Consider the following 21,977-nt stretch of genomic DNA (forward strand, 5'->3'; position numbering starts at 1 on the left):
AACTGAGATACGACCACTATTTTAAGGAGGTGAAGTAGGGATGGATAATTTTGATAAAATTAAAGACATTATTGTCGACAAATTAGGTATCGATGAGGATCAAGTGACGAAAGATGCGACTTTCAAAGATGACCTTGGTGCGGACTCTTTAGACATTGCGGAACTTGTAATGGAATTAGAAGATGAGTTCGATACTGAGATTCCAGATGAGGAAGCTGAGAAAATCGTTACTGTTGGTGATGCTTTAGATTTCATCGAGAAGCTTGAAAACCAATAATTTGATAGACAAAATCCACTTTCTATAAAGTGGATTTTTCTTTTATATCGCTACAACAAACCGCATAAGTTTAGTAAACTATATTAGGGTGAGATTATGGATAAATTACTACAATCAATCGAACAAGATGAAGACTCTAAAAGACACGTCGATTCTTTTTTTAAAAAGTTCGATTCTTTTATGAAGAAACATCAGATTCAATATGAAAATGACAAATTATTTTTACAAGCATTTATGCACAGTTCATTCGTGTATAACATTCATTTAGACCGAATTCATTCGAACGAGCGTCTAGAATTTTTAGGTGACGCGGTATTAGAACTGATGGTCTCAGAATATATATTTGACGCGTTTAAAGATTTCCCTGAGGGAGATTTAACAAAGTTGCGTGCAAATATCGTTTGTGAGCCTTCACTTGTAATATTTGCGAACGACTTAAAAATGGAAGAGTTACTATTACTCGGTCCAGGAGAAAAAAAGACAGGCGGTAAAAAGCGTCCGTCGATTATCTCGGATATGTTCGAGGCATTTTTAGGTGCGTTATATCTCGATCAAGGATACGACGCTGTGTGGAAGTTTTTAAGTGTGAATGTATTCCCGAAAATTGAACGCGATGATTACCTCGGAATTTCAGACTTTAAAACAGCACTTCAAGAGTTTGTTCATAAAGCGTATAAAGAGGAAGTGTATTACCACTTACTCGAAGAGACAGGTCCGTCACACGACAAAAACTTCGTTTCTAACGTGACGTTAAACGATAAAGAAATCGGGCGTGGCAGTGGTCGCTCTAAAAAAGAGTCTGAACAACTCGCAGCAAAAGTTGCGTTTTATCATTTAAAAGAAAAGGCCGAAAGATAATATGGTATTTTTAAAAAGTATAGAAGCTAAAGGATTTAAATCGTTTGCCGATAAAACGACGATCGAATTTAATGACGGCGTCACTGCGGTCGTTGGACCGAACGGTAGTGGTAAAAGTAACATTATCGACGCTGTCAGGTTCGTTCTCGGTGAAACGAGCGCTAAGCAATTTCGCGGGTCTAAAATGGAAGACGTTATATTTAACGGAACGACAGAACGAAGTAAGCAAAACAGTGCAGTCGTTCAACTGAATTTAGACAATAAAGACCGCGTGTTAGATTTTGACTACGACAACGTCACGATTCGTCGTGAGCTATTTAGAAGTGGTGAAAGTAACTACTATATCAATAAAGAACGCGCAAAATTAAAAGACGTGACAGAACTCTTTATGGACTCTGGTCTTGGTAAACACGCATACAACATTATTTCTCAAGGTGAAGTTGATCACGTTTTAAATCAAAAGCCCGAAACGCGCCGTGAAATTATCGAAGAAGTTGCCGGCGTCATGAAATATAAAACACGTAAAAAAGAAGCAGAACGTAAACTCGATGATACGTTACTCAACTTAAGTCGTATTCACGACATTACGAGTGAACTCGAGTCTCGCGTTAAAAAGCTCGAAAAAGAAAGTGCCATCGCGACTGAGTATTTAGCGCTTTTAAACGAGATGAAGCAAAGCGACATTGAAGTTACTGTGTTTGATATTAAAGAGCTGTCTTCAAAACTTCATCAGTTAAAAGAGACGTATTCAAACGATGAACGTACAATTGAAGACGCGAGAAATCACGTCAATTTACTCGACGTTGCGATCAATAACTTACGCGACAAGCGAGAAGTATTAACCGAAAAAGAGCGTAGCATTCACGACGCGTTCGTCAAAGCATCTAGAGAAAAAGAACAAACAATCGGTAAAATCGAGTTATTTAAAGAACGTAAAATGAGTCGTTCTGATCAACATGACAATTTAACTGAAGAAAAAAGCAATAAATTAAAAGAACAAGAATCGTTAGAACGTGATCTCGATGAATTACGTACATCTTTTAATGAAACAAAAGATGAACAGTTGAACGTAAAAGCAGAAATCGATACAATCAATGCTTCGTTACAATCGCTTGTTGACGGTAACGACGTCGATATTGACGCATTAAAAGAACAGTATTATGCGATCATGGTCGAAAAGACTTCTTTAGACAACCAGTTAAAAGACTATGAAAAACAAGAGGCAATCGATTCAAGCAAGCGCGAAGAGTTAGACCGTCGCATGAACGAATTAAAAGAGTCTCTCGACACGTTAAATGAAAAAAATAAAAGTTTAACAGATACACTCTCAACACTTGAATCATCATTAAAGGATAAGCGTGAAGCGTATAAAGAAACGAAATCAAAACGTGACCATGAACAGTCTCATACAAAGTCGTTAACAGAGCAATTCGACACAGCGAATCGTTACATCTCACAACTTACATCTAAACGTGATATGTATGAGTCGATGATGTCAAATTACGACGGATATTACCGCGGCGTAAAGTCTGTATTAAAACGTAAAGACAAACTCACAGGTGTATTAGGTGCCGTCATGGAACTTATCGAAATCGACAGTTCGTATATGACAGCACTTGACGCAGCACTCGGTAGTCAAACGCAAAGTGTCGTGACAAAAACTGAACAGGATGCTAAACGTGCAATCCATTATTTAAAAGATAAAAACCTCGGTTACGCGACGTTTTTACCACTCGACACAATACAAAGGAGATCTTTATCTCAAGAAGTTGTATTTAAACTCGAATCGACATCAGTAGAGCATCATATATTAAAAGATTTAGTCGACACGAAATATGACGCACTGATCGGTCACTTATTTAGTACGACGATTATCGTCGAAAATTATGACGACGGTGCCCGATTATCTAGAGAGTTAAATTTTAAAGCGCGTATCGTAACAAAAGACGGCGAAATCTTTAACCCGGGTGGTGCAGTCAGTGGGGGAAGCCGTCAAAACAACAACTCAGCACTTAAATTACGAAAAGAAAAAGATGCACTCGACGATAAAATCAAAGCGTACACGCTAGAAGTCGACAGGCTTACTAAAGAACTTTCAAAAGAAAAGGACAGTCTAAAAGAATTAGACACTCTTCTAAACACGCTAGAAACTGAAGGCATTCAGTTAAAAGAATCATACGATGAACAGAGTCAGTTACTAGAACAAACGAACCAAGACATTAAATTAACAAATGAACGCATTGCGTTATTAAAAGAAACGTTTGATTCTACAACTGAAACTATGGAAGCATCGACGTTAATAAAAGCGATAGAAGAGAAAACAAAAACACTCGATTCGCTTCAAAAAGATATTCAGTTACTCACGAAAGCTCAAGGGGATACTGAAGCGGCTGAAAAAGAATACGAAAGTAAAAAGCAAACGCTTCTTACAAAACAAGCGGAATTAGAATCGACACTTCGATATAAACGTTCTCAAGTAACGGATTACGAAGAAAGGCTTTTAAAAGTGAAACGTGAAATTGTAGATATCGATTCACGTATTGAAATGTTGACTTCAGATTACGAGTCGATCGATATCGAAGCGTTAGAGACGTTATCTTTAGAACTCGACGAACAGTTAGACGTGTTACAAGACTCTTCATCACAACTTAAAAAAGAGATACACGAAGTGAGTGAAGAAACAAAGCACGACGTGAATTTACGTCAGTCGCATTTAGATACGATAGAGAAACTTTCTGAATCGCTACGTAAAACGCACGGTAAAAAGGAACGCGTCGAATCAATGTTAAGTGTAAAAATCGATTACTTATCTGAAACGTATGAAATGACGTTTGAACGTGCAGAAAAAGAATATACGGACTTAACAGACATCGACATGAAGCGCGAAAGAATTCAGTTAAATAAAAAAAGTATCGACGAACTCGGTAACGTAAACTTAAACGCAATTGATGAGTTTGAAGTCGTGAACGAACGTTATACGTTTTTAAAACACGAAGAAGACGATTTGTTACAAGCACGTGAAACGTTACTCGACGTCATTAAAGAAATGGACTATGAAGTGTCTGAACGCTTTAAAGAGACGTATCACAACGTCAATGAACACTTTAAAAAAGTGTTTAAGACGATGTTCGGCGGTGGGGAAGCAGAACTCCGCTTAACAGAACCGGGTGATTATTTAAATGCTGGATTACTCATATACGCTCAACCTCCAGGTAAAAAGCTAACGAGCATGTCGCTACTTAGTGGGGGAGAGCGCGCGTTAACAGCGATTAGTTTATTATTCAGTATATTAGAAGTGAGAAGTAGTCCGTTTATAATATTAGATGAAGTAGAAGCGGCACTCGATGAGGCGAACGTGTTACGATTCTCAAATTACTTAAGACATTTAACACGTTACAGCCAGTGTATCGTAATCACTCACCGTAAAAAGACGATGGAGCAAAGCGACCGATTATTCGGTGTGACGATGCAAGAAAAAGGTGTCTCTGAGCTAATTAGTGTAGACTTAAAGACATACGAGGAACGAGAAGTTGAGGGGGAATACTAAGTGAGTTTATTTAATCGTTTAAAAAAGAAATTCTCAGGTAAAGCAGATAAAGAAGAGTTTGAACAAACGCCCGTCACTGATGAAATGAAAGATGCAGATTTAGACGGAGACGGTTTAATATCGATTGAAGAATTTGAAGAGTGGGAACAAGAACAAGTCGGTTATAAATTTAAACAAGGACTTGAAAAATCTCGTGAGAAATTCCAAGATCAAATCAACCAGTTAATGGCGACGTACCGTAAAGTAGATGAGGACTTTTTTGAAGCGCTCGAAGAAGTGCTCATTACTGCAGACGTCGGTTTTGAAACGGTGATGGAGTTAACAGATGAATTACGAGATTATGCGAAACTTAAAAATATTACTGAAACAAAAGAACTCCGTGAAGTAATCGTTGAAAAGATGATAGAGATATACGAACGTAACGGTGACTTAGACGAAAGCATGAACATGCAAGACGATTTAACGATTATTTTAGTCGTCGGAGTAAACGGTGTCGGTAAAACGACGTCAATCGGTAAACTTGCACATCGCTATAAGTCTGAAGGTAAAGACGTATTACTCGCAGCCGCAGATACATTCAGAGCTGGGGCTATTAATCAGCTTGAAGTATGGGGTGAAAGAGTCGGTGTAGACGTCATTAAACACCAAGAAGGATCAGACCCAGCAGCTGTAGTGTTCGACGCAGTAAACGCAGCAAAGCGCCGCGGCACGGACGTGTTAATTGTCGACACAGCAGGACGCCTACAAAATAAAGGGAACTTAATGAAAGAACTCGAAAAGATGAAACGCGTCATTCAAAGAGTCGACGAAAATGCTCCGCACGAAGTGCTACTCGTATTAGACGCTACAACTGGTCAAAATGCTATGCTTCAAGCGAAAGCATTTAACGAAGTAACAGAGTTAACAGGGCTTGTCTTAACAAAACTTGATGGTACCGCAAAAGGTGGTATCGTCCTTGCGATTAAAAACGAACTCGGTATTCCAGTAAAATTCGTCGGTCTCGGAGAAAAAATTGATGACCTAGAAATATTTAGTGCAGAAAACTATGTTTACGGACTATTTGCAGATATGATTGACAATGCAGAGGAAGTTGTTGAAGATGAACGAACTGAATAAGACGTTACGTATGAACTATTTATATGATTTTTATAACGGCTTATTAACAGATAAGCAAAAAGATTACGTAAAACTCTATTACTTAATGGACTTACAGTTTTCTGAAATCGCAGATGAGTTAAACGTGACGCGACAAGCGGTTTATGATAATTTAAAACGTACGACAGAAGTGCTCGAAGCATACGAAGAACACCTCGGTATGTACGCGCGTTATTTAAAACGTCAACAATTATACGATGCGTTAAAAACATCGCTCGACGATAAACAACAAGCACTGAGTATAATAGAAGAACTCGAATCACTCGATTAGGAGGAATTATTGTGGCATTTGAAGGATTAGGTTCAAGGCTTCAAAGTATCTTAGATGATATTAAAGGTAAAGGTAAAGTCACAGAACAAGATATAAAAACGATGATGCGTGAAGTACGCTTAGCACTTCTTGAAGCGGACGTTAACTTTAAAGTTGTCCGTCAGTTTATTAAAGATGTGTCCGCGCGTGCTGAAGGCGCAGATGTCATGAAATCATTAACGCCAGGCCAACAAGTCATTAAAATCGTACAAGAAGAACTTACAGCGTTAATGGGTGGAGAAAATGCGAAAATCAATTTAGCCAAAAAGCCACCGACAGTTATTATGATGGTCGGATTACAAGGGGCAGGTAAAACGACGACTGCGGGTAAGCTCGCGTTACTGTTACGTAAACAACATAACAAAAAACCATTACTCGTAGCTGGAGACATCTACCGTCCAGCTGCGATTGACCAGTTAGAAACGATCGGTCGTCAATTAGACATTCCAGTCTATTCAATGGGCGACAAAGAAAAAGTTGAAACAATCGTAGAAAACGCAATGCAGTACGCTAAAGAAGAACATTTAGATACAGTCATCATCGATACAGCCGGTCGTTTACACATCGACGAAGATTTAATGAACGAATTAAAAAACGTTAAAGAAATTTCGAATCCAGACGAAATTATGCTCGTCGTCGACTCGATGACAGGTCAAGACGCAGTAAACGTCGCTGAATCGTTTAACGATTTACTAGACATCACGGGAGTGACACTCACAAAGCTAGACGGGGACACTCGTGGTGGTGCGGCACTTTCAATTCGTAGTGTTACTGAAAAACCGATTAAATTTATCGGGGTATCAGAAAAACTAGACGGTTTAGAACCGTTCCATCCAGAACGTATGGCAAGCAGAATTCTCGGCATGGGAGATATTTTATCGATTATCGACCGCGCACAAGCAAACGTCGACATGGAAGAGCAAGAAAAGCTCGAGCAAAAGTTAAAAGAAAACTCGTTTACGTTAGATGACTTTTTAGATCAAATGGACCAAGTGAAAAACATGGGGCCACTTGATGAGCTGATCAAAATGCTTCCTGGTGCGAACAAAATTAAAGGGTTAGATAAAGTAAAAATGAGCGGTAAAGAAATCGACCACGTTCAAGCGATTATCCGTTCGATGACGATGGAAGAGCGCGAGAATCCAGAGAAATTAAACATCTCAAGAAAGCGTCGTATCGCTAAAGGGTCAGGTCGATCACTTCAAGAAGTGAACCGTTTATTAAAACAATTTAACGAAATGAAAAAGATGATGAAGCAATTTACAAACCAAAAAGGGAAGCGTAAAAATCCATTTGGCGGCATGGGATTACCTTTTTAAAATTGTAAAGGAAAACCTCTTTACAACGTTAAAATCATCTGTTATTATTATATAAGTAATTTTGAACATGAGAGGTGTATATAAATGGCAACAAAAATCAGATTAACTCGTATGGGTTCTAAAAGAAATCCTTTCTACAGAATCGTAGTTGCGGACTCAAGAGTAAAAAGAGATGGTCGTATTATCGAGCAACTTGGTTACTTTGACCCATTAAAAGAAGAAGACAACGTTAAATTAGATGATGAAAAAGCATTAGAGTGGATGTTAACAGGTGCAAAACCTTCAGACACTGTACGTTCTATTTTCAGTAAACGTGGTCTTATGGAAAAATTCCATAACGCGAAACAAGGTAAATAATTATGAATCAGCTACTCCAAACGATTTTACAACCTATCGTTCGTCATCCCGAAAGTCTTACGATTACTGAGACGACTGAAGATAGAAAAGTGGTCTATACTGTTAATGCACATGAAGAAGACATTGGCAGAATCATTGGTAAAGGTGGTCGTGCCATTAAAGCAGTGCGTACGATCATGACAGCAGCAAATGATGACCCGTCAGTAAGAGTGTTTGTTGACGTAGAGTAAAAACACATCCGACACGGGTGTGTTTTTTTATTCGGAAAGGAATCACGATGATTGATATTGGAACATTAGTAAATTTCCACGGTGTCCGTGGTGAAGTTAAAATTTTAAGTAGTAGTGATTTTACGAACGAACGATTTGCGGTCGGTCAAACAGTGACGATTAACGACGAAACATATACGATCACGCGTTATCGTAAACATAAAAACTTTCATATGTTAACGTTCGACGGAGTTACAAATTTAAACGACGTAGAACATTTAAAAGGTCACACAGTGTATCAAGCACTAGATGCGATTGATATTGAACTACCAGAAGGGCAATATCATTATGAAGATATTATCGGCTGTGAAGTAATAAACTTAGACAATAACGAAACTTTAGGAGAAGTGACGTCAATTATCCCAACTGGTAGTAAAGACGTCTTTGTCGTATCTGATAAGTATATGATTCCAAACGTAGACGACTTTATTAAACTCATTGATATCGAGCGTAAACGAATTGAAATAGAACCGATTGAAGGGCTGTTAGATTTATGAACATATTCTACTTAACATTATTTCCTGAAATGTATGAAGGTATTTTAAGTTCATCAATTTTAAAGCGTGCAAATGACAAAGGTATCGTGAGTTATAAAACGATTAACTTTAGAGATTACGCAAACAACAAACATAATCAAGTCGACGACTATCCGTACGGTGGTGGTGCTGGTATGGTCTTAAAACCAGAACCAGTATACGAAGCGTTTGAATCATTACATTTAGAAAACGCACGCGTATTACTCATGTGTCCGTCCGGAAGACCGTTCGATCAACAGTTTGCTGAAGAATTATCTACTGAAGAAAACATCGTTTTTATAAACGGACATTACGAAGGGTATGATGAGCGTATACGAAACCTCGCAACTGATGAAGTTTCAATCGGGGACTACGTATTAACGGGAGGAGAAATTGCGTCGATGGCAATGACAGACGCCATCGTTCGTCTCATCCCTGGAGTCATTCAACAAGAAAGTCACGAAAACGACAGCTTTTCAACAGGTATGCTCGAGCATCCACATTACACGAGACCGAGAGAATATCGAGGTATGAAAGTGCCAGACGTATTACTTAGCGGGGATCATAAAAAAATCGAAGAGTGGCGAGAAGAGGAATCGTTAAAACGCACAAAAGAAAGACGACCAGATTTATTAAATAATAAAAAATAAGTTGAATCAACTAATTAAATATGGTAATATGAATAAGTCTATGAGGACGAAAAATCACAACAATCCGCTGTATAGATGCTATATAAGATGGTTGGTAGGAAGAGGAGAATTTAAATGTCACAACAATTATTACAAGACATTACAAAGTCACAACTTAAAACTGACTTACCAGAGTTTAGAGCTGGGGACTCAGTAAAAGTACACGTACGTATCACTGAAGGTGAACGTGAAAGAATCCAGGTGTTCGAAGGTGTAGTCATTCGTCGCCGTGGTGGTGGAATTTCTGAAACATTCACAGTAAGAAAAATCTCTTACGGTGTTGGAGTAGAAAGAACATTCCCTGTTCACACACCAAAAATCGATAAAATCGAAGTGACTCGTAAAGGTAGCGTACGTCGTGCGAAATTATACTACTTACGTAGCTTACGTGGTAAAGCAGCACGTATCAAAGAAAAACGCGAAAACTAATTTTCGTTATAAAAGCACTGAAGATAATGTCTTCAGTGCTTTTTTATAACAAATAATTATTTATTAATTAAATTTAAAACATATTGTAAATATAAATCACGCTCTATATGTTCAGGCGTCCACGGAATATAAATATCTGGAATGATTGATATTTGACTTAGCGAGTTAATAAACCGCATTTACCGGAATATATACCATTGCAACTGCGATAATCGTATTTACAGGTGTCTTCATGAAAAGTAGAAATACAATGAGTACAGGTAAAAAATATAAGTAATTCTTTTGAATTTTAATATCTCTGATCATATAATTTAACATTTATTTCTCCCCCTTTAAGTGGTAGATGACATCATCGATTTTTACGGGTTGTATCACTATAGTGTCACCAAACACCGCTTCAACTTCTTTTGGTGATTGAGTTAAAGCTTCAAAGTTCACGTCACCTTTTTTAATCGATGTAAAATATGATTCTGTATCTCTTATTTCTAAAATTTTTGGTTTAAAAACATTGAGATACGTCTATAAGTTTAATAAGAAAGGAGTCGACAGATGATAATCAGACGACTTGAAGATAAAGATATTGAATCATTAATGCATTTAGTAAATATCACGATGCGAGAAGTAAACACAGAAACTTATCCCGATGAGTTAATCGAGCAGTGGGTAGATGAACAAAAAGAAGACTATTATAGAAAAGAAGCAAAAGACACACATGTTTACGTTATTGAAAAAGAAGGAAACCTAATAGCAAGTGGCGGTATTTCAAAACCGGTTGACGGTGTATCGACACTTAAACTCGTATACGTTCACCCAGATCACGGTGGTGAAGGGCTCGGTCGTAAAATTATGGAGACCGTGTTAGAAGATGAGTACGTAAAAGAAGCGGATAAAATTGTCGGTAGTGCGTTAATCAACGCAATTCGTTTTTATAAAAAGTTCGGTTTTAGAACGAAAGACGATGAGTATGTGTTTAACGAAGACGGCACGATTGAAATTGAAAAGGATGTTTCATAAAACACTGTACATTAAAAATTAATATATACATCAAGATATTTATAAAATTTGAAAGGAAGTTGTATGAATGGAAAAAGTATTTATTAGTCCAGCGAAATACGTTCAAGGAAAAGATGCCTTACTAAATAGTAAGACGCATTTAGAAGCACTTGGTGAAGCACCGTTACTATTATGTGATGACGTTGTTTATGACATTGTCGGTAAAAAGTTTCACGATTATTTAAATGAAAATGGATTTAACGTAACACGTGAGTTATTTAACGGTGAAGCATCGACGTCAGAAATCGAACGTATTTCTGAACGTGTGACGAAAGAAGAATGTGACTTTGTCATCGCTCTTGGTGGCGGTAAGACGATCGACACAGGTAAAGCAGTTGCAGATGAAGCGGCAGTAAGTGTTGCGGTATTACCAACAATCGCGTCTACAGACGCACCAACATCAGCGTTATCAGTCATTTACTCAGACGAAGGCACGTTTGAAAAGTACATCTTCTATGATAAAAACCCAGATTTAGTATTAGTCGATACAGCAGTCGTAGCAAACGCTCCAGAGCGTTTACTTGCTTCAGGAATTGCAGATGCACTCGCAACATACGTTGAAGCACGTGCAGTCATCGAAGCAAAAGGTAACACGATGGCAGGCGGAGTAACGTCACTTGCAGCAGAAGCAATCGCAGAAAAATGTGTCGACACACTATTTGAAAAATCAGAACTTGCGATTGCAGCAAACCGTGCGAAAGTTGTAACAGAATCATTAGAAGACGTCGTAGAAGCAAACACACTACTCAGTGGATTAGGATTTGAAAGTGGTGGACTTGCAGCTGCACACGCAATCCATAATGGCTTCACAGCACTAGATGGTAAAATTCACGAACTTACTCACGGTGAAAAAGTTGCTTACGGTACGTTAACACAACTTATTTTAGAAAATAGAGATATCGATGAAATCGACAACTATGTGTCACTCTATCAAACACTTGGATTACCAACGACACTCGAAGAATTACATTTAGGTGATGCGTCATATGAAGACTTATTAAAAGTTGGAGAACTCGCAACAGCAGAAGGCGAAACGATTCACGAGATGCGTGTAAAGTATACAAAAGAAGACGTGGCGAATGCTTTACTCGCAGCAGATGAGTATGTAAAATCGTTAAACGAATTATATGAATAAAATCAATATATTCCGCGCATCACGGATGCGCGTTTTTTTATTACAAACTAATGTGAATTTTATAAAAAATTATGTATAATTAACAAACATAACGTACGTAGGAGGCGAAAGTTATGGATAACGAAAGTATAAACAAGAAAAAATGGGAATTCCCAAACGTATTTGCGTTGTTATTTGGACTGATCATACTTGCAACAGCGGTCAGTTATATTATTCCGTCAGGTAGTTTTGAACGTGTAGAAAAGGAAGTAAATGGTAACGTTCAAACGTTAGTTGTTGAAGGTACATATCAAAGTGTAGAAGCAGAAAACGCAACGTTATTTGGAATATTTGAAGCAGTATTTAAAGGAATGGAAAACGCCGCTCCGATTATATTCTTTATATTTATCGTCGGAGGCGCGTTCGGAATTTTATCAAAAACTCAGGCAGTAGAAAACGGATTAGAGCGACTCGTTTATAAGATGGAAGACAAGAAGTTCTTACTCATTCCAATTATCATGGTACTCTTTGCACTCGGTGGTGCGACATTTGGAATGAGTGAAGAGACGATTCCGTTTCTATTTATATTAGTACCGCTCGCAATTCGTCTTGGGTATAACCCGATGATCGGTGCATCGATTGTAATATTAGGGTCAGTTGCCGGGTTTACTACAGCATTTTTAAACCCATTTACAGTTGGTATCGCACAAGGTATCGCAGAGTTACCGTTATTCTCTGGTAAAGGTTACCGTATGATTATGTGGGTTGTGATGGTCAGTGTCACAATCGCATGGGTGATGTATAAAGCGAAAAAAGTCGCAAAGCTAAGACAAGCCGGTAAACTAGACGAAGAAGAAATCGACTTATCGAACTTCCAAGAAGAAACGTACGCATTAAAGGATGTAGAGTTTACGTTACGCCAAAAAATCATTCTCGTCATATTTACACTAACGATTCTATTTTTAGCAATCGGTGTGACAAAATTTGGTTGGTACATTATGGAAATCGCATCACTCTTCCTATTATTTGGAGTCATTGCAGGAATCATTGGTAAAATGAACTACAACGAAATTGCAGATAGTTTTATCGATGGATGTAAAGATTTAGTACCTGGAGCATTAGTCGTAGGATTTGCATACGGGGTACTCGTCATCCTTCAAGAAAGTATGACAATCGATACGATTTTAAACGCTGTTGCGAACTCAATTAACGAATTGCCATCATTATTATCAGCACTTGGAATGTTACTAACTCAAAGTGGACTTAACTTCTTAGTACCGTCAGGAAGCGGTCAAGCAGCATTATCGATGCCAATTATGTCGTCTATATCTGATTTAACAGACGTATCGAGACAAACAGCAGTACTCGCATTCCAACTTGGTGACGGTATATCAAACGCAATTACACCGACAAGTGGTGTATTAATGGCGAGTTTAGCAATCGCAAAAATTGAATGGACAAAATGGGCGAAATTCGTACTGCCGATTATCCTTATTCAGTACTTACTCGCAGCAGTATTTGTCACAATCGCACATTTATTTGTGTTTTAAATACTAAGTTACTCTTTATGTTGTATAATTAATTAAATTTAACAAATGAAAAGAGGATGTATAATGCAAATCCCAGAGTTTACACTGTTTCAAAAATGTGATTTAGCGAAAGAAGTTCAAGAAATTATGCTACCGAATGAAAAGTTTATCGTGGCATATAAAACATTTAGAGATAGTGTTACATTTACATCAAAAAGAATTATTTTTAGAGATTCTCAAGGAATTACTGGTAAAAAAGTAGAGGTATATTCATTACCATATAATTCAATATACATGTGGTCTACAGAAAACGCAGGGAAACTAATGGATTTAAATGCGGAACTCGAGTTATGGACGCGTGTAGGTAAAATTAAAATAAAACTAGATAAGAAAATTAACATCCGTGAAATCGATCAACTGATTGCGCAAGTTGTACTTATCGAATAGTTATTTTACACTGATGGATTGTGTAAAGGAGTCATAGAATGATTGAGTTAAAAGATTACGAAACGATAAAAAAAGATTTAGAACATAATGCGATTGATATGTATAGAAATCCTGAACTTGGGGATGAGGAATATCGTGCGATGCGATTATTAACTGAAGAGTTAAAAAAGCACGATTTTGAAATAGAAACGAATATCGTCAATCGTCCGACTGCTTTTATCGGTACTTATGACAGTAAAAAAGAAGGTCCAACAATCTGTTATTTAGCAGAATACGACGCGTTAAAAGGATTAGGACATGCGTGTGGACATAACTTAATTGGTAACATGAGTGTCGGTGCAGGTATTCTATTAAGTAAACATGTAGATGAAACAGGAGGAAAAGTCGTTGTCGTCGGAACACCAGCAGAAGAAACGAACGGTGCAAAAGTACCGATGGCAGAAGAAGGTATATTTGACGATATGGACGTCGCACTAATGGTACATCCGTCAGACGTCTCATCAGAAAGTGGAGACATGCTCGCAATGGACGCGCTACAATTTGACTTCTACGGAAAAGCAGCACACGCAGCAGGCAATCCTGAAGAGGGCATTAACGCATTAGACGGCGTCCTTCAACTATTTAGTGGCATCAACGGTTTAAGAGAACACGTACAAGATGACGTGAGAATACACGGCATTATTAATAACGGTGGACACGCAGCAAATATCGTCCCAGAACACGCAACTGCTCAATTTTATATTCGTGCAAACGAAAGAGACTATTTAGATGCAGTCGTAGAAAAAATTAGAAACGTTGCAAAAGGTGCAGCATTAATGACAGGTACAGAAGTCGTTATATCAAACTACGAATTAAGCTACAACAACTTAATACCAAACGACACACTGTCAAACTTATTTACAAAACATCATAAGAAATTTACAGATCGACCAATCAATAAAAAAGAAAAATCAACAGGAAGTGCAGACATCGGAGACGTTTCACACCGAATCCCAGCACTCCATCCATATGTCGGCATGAACTGCCCAGGCGTAAAAGCACACACGCCAGAATTCAGAGAACAAACGATTACTGAAGACGGATTTAAAGCGATGGAAGAAGCGGTATTAGCACTCGCGAATACAGGACTCGAGTTGCTAGAGAATAGAGAAGTGCTTGAAGCGGTGAAGGAAGAACAAGCGAAAAGACTTAAGAAATAGTCGTGTGCGTATGCATGCGGCTTTTTTTATGTTGAGAAAAGAATTACTTAATGGTGTAATAGAACTAATAGAGAGTGGTGATATTATGTCATACGAGCGTTCTGATCTCGATTCAATTATCTATGAATCGATGAGTGAATATAAAACGACATCGAAGTTTTTATTAAACAAGAAACTATTGAGTGATAAAGCTTCTCTTCAGTATTTCCATAATAAGCATGAAGCGAAAACACAAGATGAAATCATTCAATTTAAAAATAATCCGAACTATTCGATTAGAGATTTAGTACTTTACATGAATGAAAGAGTATCAGGTGATTTAAACTCATTTCCGTTAGCATTATCTTTATATGGTAATCAAAATTTAGATGAGTATAAACATGAGTTAACAGATGAATTTCAGTTAATGGAAAGTAAACTAATTGTAAATGATCATTCTACAGGAGAGTTTTTACTGAATCACTTAAAGAATGAATTATTAACATGTTCTAGTTTCGATATTATCGTGAGCTTTATTAGAGGCTCAGGCCTTAACTTACTTATAAATACGCTAGATTTATTACAAAAATATAATATAAAAGGTCGTATTATTACGACGACTTATATGAACGTAACTGAATCTAAAGCACTAGAAGTATTAAAAGAGTATCCAAATATTGAGTTAAAAGTTTATGAAAGTCAAGATTTTAAAGATAGCTTTCATACGAAAGGATATATATTCCATAGAGAAAATAACTATGGATCTGTAATTATCGGATCTTCAAACATTTCAGCTGCTGCATTAAAAACAGGTGAGGAATGGAATATACGTACGTATGAACGTGCAAGCGACTCAATATACGATAATATGTCAGCACGTTTTGAACGTCTATGGAATCATGAAAATACAGTTGAAGTTACCAATGCTTATATTAAAAAATATAAGCACTTCCTAGAAACAAAAACTGTTTTAAAACCGCTAAAAACATCTTTTAACAGTAAAGTATTAACAGAAGGTAAATCATCGAAGATTTTACCGAACTCAATGCAAATGACAGCTATAAAAAATATGCTAGAGTCAGTAAATAAAGGTTACAAACGAGGACTAGCGATTGCTGCAACTGGAACAGGTAAGACATTTCTTTCCGCAATGTGTGCAAGAGAACTTGAACCTAAAAACGTATTATTTATAGCACATAGAATTGAATTACTAAATGGTGCTAAAGAAACATTCAAAAAGATTTATAACAATCATTTAGAAGAAGATTTTAAAATATACAAAGGTAGTAAACGAGAAATTGCGAAATTTACTTTTGCATCGATTCAAACGCTATATAACGATTATGAAAAGATAAATACAGATGAATTTGATCTAATCATCATTGACGAATTCCATCACGGCTCGTCACCAACTTATAAAGCAATTATCGACTATTTTAAACCAAACTTTTTACTCGGTTTAACCGCAACGCCAGATCGTACTGATGGTGGGGATATATATGAACTTGCGGAATACAATATTATCGTTGATGTTAGGTTACAGCATGCACTAGAGAGTGAATTACTCGTACCATTCCAGTATTACGGAATTAGTGATACGACAATTGATTTAGCTCAAAAGGATAATATTAAAGAAGATGATTTAGTTAAAATCTTAAATACGAATCGTCGAGTAGATTTTATAGTAAAAAAGATGGAACAATACATTTTAACTGATACGAGAAAATGTTTAGCTTTCTGTCAAAATATTGAACACGCTGAATATATGAATGCAGAGTTTTTAAAAAGAGGTTATCATTCAACGGTACTAACTGGAAAAGATAACGATGAAACGCGTTCAGAAACGATTAAACAACTCGAAGACGACAGTCATCCACTTGAAATAATATGTATCGTTGACCTATTTAATGAAGGTGTCGACATTCCTAAAGTCAATTTAATACTATTCTTAAGACCTACAGAATCCGCAATTATATTTACACAGCAACTCGGCCGTGGATTACGTAAAGCTAAAGACAAAGAGTATTTAACAGTGCTCGATTTTGTAACGAATAATAGAAATAACTATCTCATTCCGATCGCATTAAATGGTAACAAAGAGTTCATAGACAAACAAAAGCTTAAAAATAGCGTGAAAAATAACTTTGTGAACTTATCTAGTTCTATTCATATAGAACTAGACCACATATCAAAAGAGCGTATACTACAAAGTCTTGATAATACGGACTTTATGAGAGCAGAATTCATTAAAAAAGATGCGCGTCAATTTTTAGAAATTATACGTCTCGAAACTAAAAATGATGAGAAAAAACTATCAATCATGGACTTTTATAGTCACGAGCAAGCACCATCACTGTCACGATTATTTAAGGGCGCATATAAAAACTTATCGATACTCAATAAACGTATCGATGCAGAACGAGAAGTTGATAAGGAAATCAACGAATCACCATATTTAACATTTGTCATGGATCAGATAATGAAAAGTATTCCAGTAAAAATGTTATACGACCCGATTATCTTAATAATGACGATATTAAATAAAAATCTAGAAGAAAAACATGTCATTTCGTACATAGAAGATAAGCTAAAAGTTCAACTTAACACCCAAGCAAAAGATAAAATTCACTACGCTTTTAAAAGAATATCTGAAATTAAGTTTAAAAAGAAAGCGTTGTTTAAATACACCGATGGAGTATTACAATCAGACTATAATTTATCTGAACAAGTGAGAAAAGAGTTGAATGAGTTCTTAGAATTCATACAACTGAGCTATAAGCAAAACTATCCAGTGGACAACTTAAATAACAGTAACGAACTACTGCTTTATGAGCAATATTCAAGAAGTGAAACCCTTGCACTAGTAGGATACGATAAAAGTATCTATTCACTACGTGAAGGGGTCCTACAATATCGCGGAGACCACTACTTATTTGTAAACTTAGAGAAGAATGAAAAAACAGTAGAAGAGCATCTACTGTATGATGATTATTTTATATCACAACATCAGTTCCACTGGCAATCACAAAATCAAACCCATGAAGATACACCAACTGGTCAACAGTACATTCATCATAAAAAGAATGGTAAGAAAATACATCTCTTCGTACGACGAGAAAATAGTGAAGACAACTTAACGCTACCATTTTACTACCTTGGTGAAATAGAGTACGAATCCCATGAAGGTGGAAGTCCAATGTCGATTATTTGGAACTTTAAAGAAGCGGTTCCGAAAGACGTTATGGATGATTTAGAAAGTTAATGATGAGAAGTCTCTGAAAAGAGGCTTCTTTTTTGTTTAATGAAATTCACATTCAGAGGTTTAATTGAAATACATTTTCGAATACATTAAAATTAAGAGACTATATTTTACATAAGGAGTTTAATAAATGTATCAAAAAAACTTATTTCTTAAGCCCTTTATTAAATGGGTGGGCGGTAAACGTCAGCTCCTTGATGTCATTACGAGTAATTTACCAGAAGAGTTTAATCATTATTATGAACCGTTTATTGGTGGTGGTGCTGTATTTTTTGAATTACAACACACACCATCATTAATCAATGATTACAATACAGAATTGGTAAATGTTTATGAAACGATAAGAGATAATATCGATGAATTAGTAGAAGAGCTAAAAATTCATGATGCAAAGAACTCTAAAGACTATTATTTAGAAGTTAGAGCTTGGGACAGAACGGATAACTATTTAAATAGAACCAATGTTGAACGTGCTGCAAGATTTATATACATGAATAAAACGGGTTTCAATGGGTTATATCGAGTTAATAAAAAGAATCAATTCAATGTACCATATGGAAAATATGTGAATCCAAATATTGTCAATGAGGGTCTATTAAGAGAAGTATCAGAATTCCTTAATGAAGATGGTATAAGAATCACTGCTGGTGATTTTGAGGAAGCAGTTAAAGATGCGAAAGCTGGAGATTTTATATATTTCGATCCTCCTTATGCACCAATAGATGTAGATTTAAATAACTTTGTTGGTTATACAGATAACGGATTTGGATATGATGAACAATTAAGATTAAGGGATTTATTTGTTGAGTTAGATGAGAGAGGTTGTTATGTGATGCTTTCAAATTCAAGCTCAGAGATAATCCATGAATTATACAAAGATTATAAAGAGACAACATTAATTGTTGGAGCAACACGTGCAGTGAATTCAGTAGCTACAGGACGTGGCAAAGTTGATGAAGTTATAGTAAAAAGCTATTAGAGATAAGTAGGTGATTACGTGACTAAATCCTCAAAAAAAGTTAATAAAACAGATGATGCTTGGAATAAACTTTTTGAAAAATACAATATAAAAGATGAAGTTGAGAAGAATGGTTTCTTCAGAATTACTTCAACTCAAATTAATGAGTTTAGAGAAGCTAGACTCATGACTAAGTTTGACCACTCAGATCAGTTACCTACTTTGTTTTCTGAAAATAACTTTTCAATACTACCAGATACAAGAGGAACTTATATTATTGGTAGATTCAAGGCTTATGAAAAACTTAAAATGATTCCAACAAAGCCAAAGTTTGTTAAATTACCAGAGTATATTGAAACGATAGATATTCACAATATTACGAGTGAAGCGGTTGCTTTAAACGTGGCGCATGCTTCTGGTATGGTCGATGAAGTTATGAACAAAGTTCAAAATAAAGATACAAGTGAGAAAAGTGTTCTAACCCTAACAGGACGAATGAGTTCAGGTAAATTATTCTATAAGATCAACACTCGTAGTAAGTTGAATGATGAAGTTTATAATTTTGAAGTAATAAATAGCCAAGTTGAGATAGACGGAAGTTATGAAGATGATAGTTCCATTGCTTTAATTGAAGCTAAGGCAAAAGTTCCAAAAGATTTTATGATACGTCAACTTTACTATCCATTTAGAGTAATAAACTCAATAACAGATAACAAAAAGATACTTCCAATATTTTTTACATTCGCTGATGACGTGTTTTATTTTAGTGTTTATGAATTTACAGATGCTATGAATTACTCGAGTATCAAATGGAAAGGGCAATACAGCTTCATACTCAATGAGAACTTGAATCTGGATATTAGACGTATTCATAATTTTATAGAAAAAACACCTATGAAATATGAACCTAATGATGTTGTTTACCCACAAGCAGATAATGTGATGCGTTTATTAGATATGATTGACTATTTAGTTGAACCGAAGAGCAAAGAAGAATTAGCAAAAGAATATGAGTTTAATGTAAGGCAAAGTGATTATTATGCCAATGCACTCGTGTTTTTAGGGCTTGCACAAAAGCAAACGGACTTGAAGTTTTCATTATCAAAGCTTGGCCAAAAAATTCAAAAAATGTATAACAGTAATGAAAGAAATAAAATCATTATTGAGTGTATGCTACAATACAACACTCTCCGAAAGGCATTCTTATATTATGAAGAGCATGGACCAAATGGGTTTAATAAATATGTGTCAGGAATTTTATTAAACAATATACATTCAATCCAATCAGAGTCGACGGCAAAACGTCGTGCAGGGACAGTAAAAGGTTGGATAGAATGGATTTATAGTGTGACGAGTAAATAATAATGACTCACAAATTTCAGAGAGTTTAAACCATGAAAATTTTATTTCCTCTCTTGTAAAATTTCGTAATTATCACTCTCATTATTTTCAAAAAAACTAAGCTAAGTTTGAGATAGATGATATGACCATTATTTATTTGCTAAGAAGTATTGCTAAAGATTTTATACTAGAAAAGATGGGGTCAAAGAATCATTTACAACTACTTTTCAAGGATAATATGAATTTATGCCATTAGACATAAATTAATTTATTTAGGTTGATAATTAAGCAGTTTATAACTATATAAATTCTACTTAAAAGACTTTTGTTTTTGTACTCCTCTAAACTTTAGAATAGAGGAGTATTTTTAATTTCTATCATGTTTTAATAGATATTCAATTTTTCTACATAATTATGTTGATTTATAGTAACAAAAGTAATTTAAACTTATAATAAATATAGAAAGGAGGTTCTCCGATGTATATCTATGACATTGTCTCACTATCCGTATCTGAAAAGAGAGAGGGACTCAGTTTAAAAGACAATTACTCAAATATCATTCAACAAAAGGCTCAAGAGGGATGGCGTTTTGTTCAACTTGTCAACTTAACAAACTTATCAAGAGAACAACGAAGAATCGATCTAATTTTTGAGAAAAAGGAGAGAAAGTAATGTCAACTCTAAGTTTAAGATTTTTAAAGATTTTTGTATTATTCATCACTGGTTTATTTGGACTTTTTGTCTTTGCAGGAAATCTCATGGATTATAATTCAAATTACCAATTTGTCCATCATGTTCTATCTATGGATACAACCTTTGAAGGCAATGCACTCATGTGGAGAGCTATTGAAAGTACGACAATTCATACGATTGCATATTGGGGAATTATTATAGCAGAAGGTCTATTTTCTTTACTCGCATTTATTGGAGTATATCGTATGATAAAGGCTGTTAAAAAAGCTGGTAAAGACTTTAATAAAGCTAAAGATTTTGGTTTTTACGCTTATATGCTAGGTTTTGCGATTTGGTTTGTTGGATTTATCGTAGTTGGTAGCGAATGGTTCGCTATGTGGCAATCACAAATCTGGAATGGTAAAGAAACAGCTATGAGTATTTCAACTCTCTGGGCAGCTTTTGTAATTTTACTAGCTCTTAAGGATGAAGATTTAATAGATGGTTAATGAATATTTTATTAATAGTTCAAGTGAAAATTTTGCTCTACGCCTCTAAAGTTGATTTATGAAATTCAACTTTAGGGGTGTTTTTGTTTGAAAAAAGAGAATAACCTTGTGATATTTTTTATTCTGCTCAATGTTTATTGTTAAAAATTATCATAATAAAACATAAAGTTGTTATATATTATCAAAAACAGT

The 21,977-nt window shown here is 35.8% G+C and carries 22 protein-coding genes; 21 read left to right on the forward strand and 1 reads right to left on the reverse strand.

Going from position 1 to position 21,977, the window contains the following annotated elements; all coding sequences use genetic code 11:
• The first annotated feature begins 40 nt into the window (after nucleotides 1-40).
• The 11 genes from HMPREF3029_RS07815 to rplS all read left to right on the forward strand — a co-directional run bounded on the left by HMPREF3029_RS07815 (nucleotide 41) and on the right by rplS (nucleotide 9,725).
• Entirely contained in the window at nucleotides 41-277 is a 237-nt protein-coding gene (locus tag HMPREF3029_RS07815) for an acyl carrier protein (protein ID WP_040929198.1), read from the forward strand.
• Between the two features lie 96 nt (nucleotides 278-373).
• On the forward strand, nucleotides 374-1,135 hold the full coding sequence (rnc, locus tag HMPREF3029_RS07820) for a ribonuclease III (protein ID WP_083286891.1): 762 nt from the start codon (nucleotides 374-376) through the stop codon (nucleotides 1,133-1,135).
• Between the two features lies 1 nt (nucleotide 1,136).
• Entirely contained in the window at nucleotides 1,137-4,682 is a 3,546-nt protein-coding gene (smc, locus tag HMPREF3029_RS07825) for a chromosome segregation protein SMC (RefSeq protein ID WP_070710339.1), read from the forward strand.
• Nucleotides 4,683-5,798, forward strand: coding sequence for a signal recognition particle-docking protein FtsY (gene ftsY / locus HMPREF3029_RS07830; protein WP_070710340.1), 1,116 nt, complete (start codon nucleotides 4,683-4,685; stop codon nucleotides 5,796-5,798). It abuts the gene before it with no gap.
• Nucleotides 5,776-6,108, forward strand: coding sequence for a putative DNA-binding protein (locus tag HMPREF3029_RS07835; RefSeq protein ID WP_144265443.1), 333 nt, complete (start codon nucleotides 5,776-5,778; stop codon nucleotides 6,106-6,108). The genes ftsY and HMPREF3029_RS07835 overlap by 23 nt, the downstream gene beginning before the upstream one ends.
• A gap of 11 nt (nucleotides 6,109-6,119) precedes the next feature.
• A complete protein-coding gene (gene ffh, locus HMPREF3029_RS07840) occupies nucleotides 6,120-7,466 on the forward strand; it encodes a signal recognition particle protein (RefSeq protein WP_070457661.1) in 1,347 nt (448 codons plus the stop codon).
• A gap of 84 nt (nucleotides 7,467-7,550) precedes the next feature.
• The gene (gene rpsP, locus HMPREF3029_RS07845; protein WP_040929193.1) at nucleotides 7,551-7,823 is read left to right on the forward strand and encodes a 30S ribosomal protein S16; all 273 of its coding nucleotides are present in this window, start codon (nucleotides 7,551-7,553) and stop codon (nucleotides 7,821-7,823) included.
• A gap of 2 nt (nucleotides 7,824-7,825) precedes the next feature.
• Complete coding sequence (locus tag HMPREF3029_RS07850) at nucleotides 7,826-8,053, forward strand: KH domain-containing protein (protein ID WP_070710341.1); 228 nt, start codon at nucleotides 7,826-7,828, stop codon at nucleotides 8,051-8,053.
• Between the two features lie 47 nt (nucleotides 8,054-8,100).
• A complete protein-coding gene (gene rimM, locus HMPREF3029_RS07855) occupies nucleotides 8,101-8,589 on the forward strand; it encodes a ribosome maturation factor RimM (RefSeq protein WP_040929191.1) in 489 nt (162 codons plus the stop codon).
• The gene (gene trmD, locus HMPREF3029_RS07860; protein WP_070710342.1) at nucleotides 8,586-9,257 is read left to right on the forward strand and encodes a tRNA (guanosine(37)-N1)-methyltransferase TrmD; all 672 of its coding nucleotides are present in this window, start codon (nucleotides 8,586-8,588) and stop codon (nucleotides 9,255-9,257) included. The genes rimM and trmD overlap by 4 nt, the downstream gene beginning before the upstream one ends.
• A 114-nt stretch (nucleotides 9,258-9,371) precedes the next feature.
• Nucleotides 9,372-9,725 carry a 50S ribosomal protein L19 gene (gene rplS / locus HMPREF3029_RS07865; protein ID WP_040929189.1) on the forward strand — a complete coding sequence of 118 codons (354 nt, stop codon included), beginning with the start codon at nucleotides 9,372-9,374 and terminating at the stop codon, nucleotides 9,723-9,725.
• 165 nt (nucleotides 9,726-9,890) lie between these two features.
• Here the strand turns inward: rplS and HMPREF3029_RS09510 are convergent, their stop codons facing one another.
• Nucleotides 9,891-10,043, reverse strand: coding sequence for a hypothetical protein (locus HMPREF3029_RS09510; protein WP_168165522.1), 153 nt, complete (start codon nucleotides 10,041-10,043; stop codon nucleotides 9,891-9,893).
• 231 nt (nucleotides 10,044-10,274) lie between these two features.
• On the opposite strand from HMPREF3029_RS09510, the gene HMPREF3029_RS07870 reads away from it, so the two are divergent.
• The 10 genes from HMPREF3029_RS07870 to HMPREF3029_RS07915 all read left to right on the forward strand — a co-directional run bounded on the left by HMPREF3029_RS07870 (nucleotide 10,275) and on the right by HMPREF3029_RS07915 (nucleotide 21,785).
• Nucleotides 10,275-10,739: a GNAT family N-acetyltransferase gene (locus HMPREF3029_RS07870; protein ID WP_070457674.1), complete on the forward strand. Its 465-nt coding sequence runs from the start codon at nucleotides 10,275-10,277 to the stop codon at nucleotides 10,737-10,739.
• A gap of 67 nt (nucleotides 10,740-10,806) precedes the next feature.
• Nucleotides 10,807-11,913: a glycerol dehydrogenase gene (locus tag HMPREF3029_RS07875; RefSeq protein WP_070710343.1), complete on the forward strand. Its 1,107-nt coding sequence runs from the start codon at nucleotides 10,807-10,809 to the stop codon at nucleotides 11,911-11,913.
• 113 nt (nucleotides 11,914-12,026) lie between these two features.
• A complete protein-coding gene (locus tag HMPREF3029_RS07880; protein ID WP_070710344.1) occupies nucleotides 12,027-13,442 on the forward strand; it encodes a YfcC family protein in 1,416 nt (471 codons plus the stop codon).
• Between the two features lie 63 nt (nucleotides 13,443-13,505).
• Nucleotides 13,506-13,868: a PH domain-containing protein gene (locus HMPREF3029_RS07885; RefSeq protein ID WP_070710345.1), complete on the forward strand. Its 363-nt coding sequence runs from the start codon at nucleotides 13,506-13,508 to the stop codon at nucleotides 13,866-13,868.
• A gap of 38 nt (nucleotides 13,869-13,906) precedes the next feature.
• Nucleotides 13,907-15,067, forward strand: a complete 1,161-nt coding sequence (locus tag HMPREF3029_RS07890; RefSeq protein WP_070710346.1) for a M20 family metallopeptidase — start codon at nucleotides 13,907-13,909, stop codon at nucleotides 15,065-15,067.
• A gap of 28 nt (nucleotides 15,068-15,095) precedes the next feature.
• Complete coding sequence (locus HMPREF3029_RS07895; protein ID WP_168165523.1) at nucleotides 15,096-18,308, forward strand: DUF3427 domain-containing protein; 3,213 nt, start codon at nucleotides 15,096-15,098, stop codon at nucleotides 18,306-18,308.
• A gap of 127 nt (nucleotides 18,309-18,435) precedes the next feature.
• Nucleotides 18,436-19,284 carry a DNA adenine methylase gene (locus HMPREF3029_RS07900; RefSeq protein WP_070710347.1) on the forward strand — a complete coding sequence of 283 codons (849 nt, stop codon included), beginning with the start codon at nucleotides 18,436-18,438 and terminating at the stop codon, nucleotides 19,282-19,284.
• 18 nt (nucleotides 19,285-19,302) lie between these two features.
• Entirely contained in the window at nucleotides 19,303-20,625 is a 1,323-nt protein-coding gene (locus tag HMPREF3029_RS07905; protein ID WP_070710348.1) for a type II restriction enzyme, read from the forward strand.
• A 456-nt stretch (nucleotides 20,626-21,081) separates the two neighbouring features.
• Nucleotides 21,082-21,276 carry a DUF4177 domain-containing protein gene (locus HMPREF3029_RS07910; RefSeq protein WP_070710349.1) on the forward strand — a complete coding sequence of 65 codons (195 nt, stop codon included), beginning with the start codon at nucleotides 21,082-21,084 and terminating at the stop codon, nucleotides 21,274-21,276.
• On the forward strand, nucleotides 21,276-21,785 hold the full coding sequence (locus tag HMPREF3029_RS07915) for a DUF2165 family protein (protein ID WP_070710350.1): 510 nt from the start codon (nucleotides 21,276-21,278) through the stop codon (nucleotides 21,783-21,785). Before HMPREF3029_RS07910 ends, HMPREF3029_RS07915 begins: the two co-directional genes overlap by 1 nt.
• The last annotated feature ends 192 nt before the right edge of the window (nucleotides 21,786-21,977 follow it).

Source organism: Nosocomiicoccus sp. HMSC059G07, from assembly GCF_001815515.1.
GTDB lineage: Bacteria > Bacillota > Bacilli > Staphylococcales > Salinicoccaceae > Nosocomiicoccus > Nosocomiicoccus ampullae_A.

Excerpts from the sequence above, each read along its gene's own strand:
- HMPREF3029_RS07815 (WP_040929198.1), top strand. The coding sequence starts at position 41 with ATGGATAATTTTGATAAAATTAAAGACATTATTGTCGACAAATTAGGT.
- rnc (WP_083286891.1), top strand. The coding sequence starts at position 374 with ATGGATAAATTACTACAATCAATCGAACAAGATGAAGACTCTAAAAGA.
- smc (WP_070710339.1), top strand. The coding sequence starts at position 1,137 with ATGGTATTTTTAAAAAGTATAGAAGCTAAAGGATTTAAATCGTTTGCC.
- rpsP (WP_040929193.1), top strand. The coding sequence starts at position 7,551 with ATGGCAACAAAAATCAGATTAACTCGTATGGGTTCTAAAAGAAATCCT.
- HMPREF3029_RS07850 (WP_070710341.1), top strand. The coding sequence starts at position 7,826 with ATGAATCAGCTACTCCAAACGATTTTACAACCTATCGTTCGTCATCCC.
- rimM (WP_040929191.1), top strand. The coding sequence starts at position 8,101 with ATGATTGATATTGGAACATTAGTAAATTTCCACGGTGTCCGTGGTGAA.
- trmD (WP_070710342.1), top strand. The coding sequence starts at position 8,586 with ATGAACATATTCTACTTAACATTATTTCCTGAAATGTATGAAGGTATT.
- rplS (WP_040929189.1), top strand. The coding sequence starts at position 9,372 with ATGTCACAACAATTATTACAAGACATTACAAAGTCACAACTTAAAACT.
- HMPREF3029_RS09510 (WP_168165522.1), bottom strand. The coding sequence starts at position 10,043 with ATGTTAAATTATATGATCAGAGATATTAAAATTCAAAAGAATTACTTA.
- HMPREF3029_RS07870 (WP_070457674.1), top strand. The coding sequence starts at position 10,275 with ATGATAATCAGACGACTTGAAGATAAAGATATTGAATCATTAATGCAT.
- HMPREF3029_RS07875 (WP_070710343.1), top strand. The coding sequence starts at position 10,807 with ATGGAAAAAGTATTTATTAGTCCAGCGAAATACGTTCAAGGAAAAGAT.
- HMPREF3029_RS07880 (WP_070710344.1), top strand. The coding sequence starts at position 12,027 with ATGGATAACGAAAGTATAAACAAGAAAAAATGGGAATTCCCAAACGTA.
- HMPREF3029_RS07885 (WP_070710345.1), top strand. The coding sequence starts at position 13,506 with ATGCAAATCCCAGAGTTTACACTGTTTCAAAAATGTGATTTAGCGAAA.
- HMPREF3029_RS07890 (WP_070710346.1), top strand. The coding sequence starts at position 13,907 with ATGATTGAGTTAAAAGATTACGAAACGATAAAAAAAGATTTAGAACAT.
- HMPREF3029_RS07895 (WP_168165523.1), top strand. The coding sequence starts at position 15,096 with ATGTTGAGAAAAGAATTACTTAATGGTGTAATAGAACTAATAGAGAGT.
- HMPREF3029_RS07900 (WP_070710347.1), top strand. The coding sequence starts at position 18,436 with ATGTATCAAAAAAACTTATTTCTTAAGCCCTTTATTAAATGGGTGGGC.
- HMPREF3029_RS07910 (WP_070710349.1), top strand. The coding sequence starts at position 21,082 with ATGTATATCTATGACATTGTCTCACTATCCGTATCTGAAAAGAGAGAG.
- HMPREF3029_RS07915 (WP_070710350.1), top strand. The coding sequence starts at position 21,276 with ATGTCAACTCTAAGTTTAAGATTTTTAAAGATTTTTGTATTATTCATC.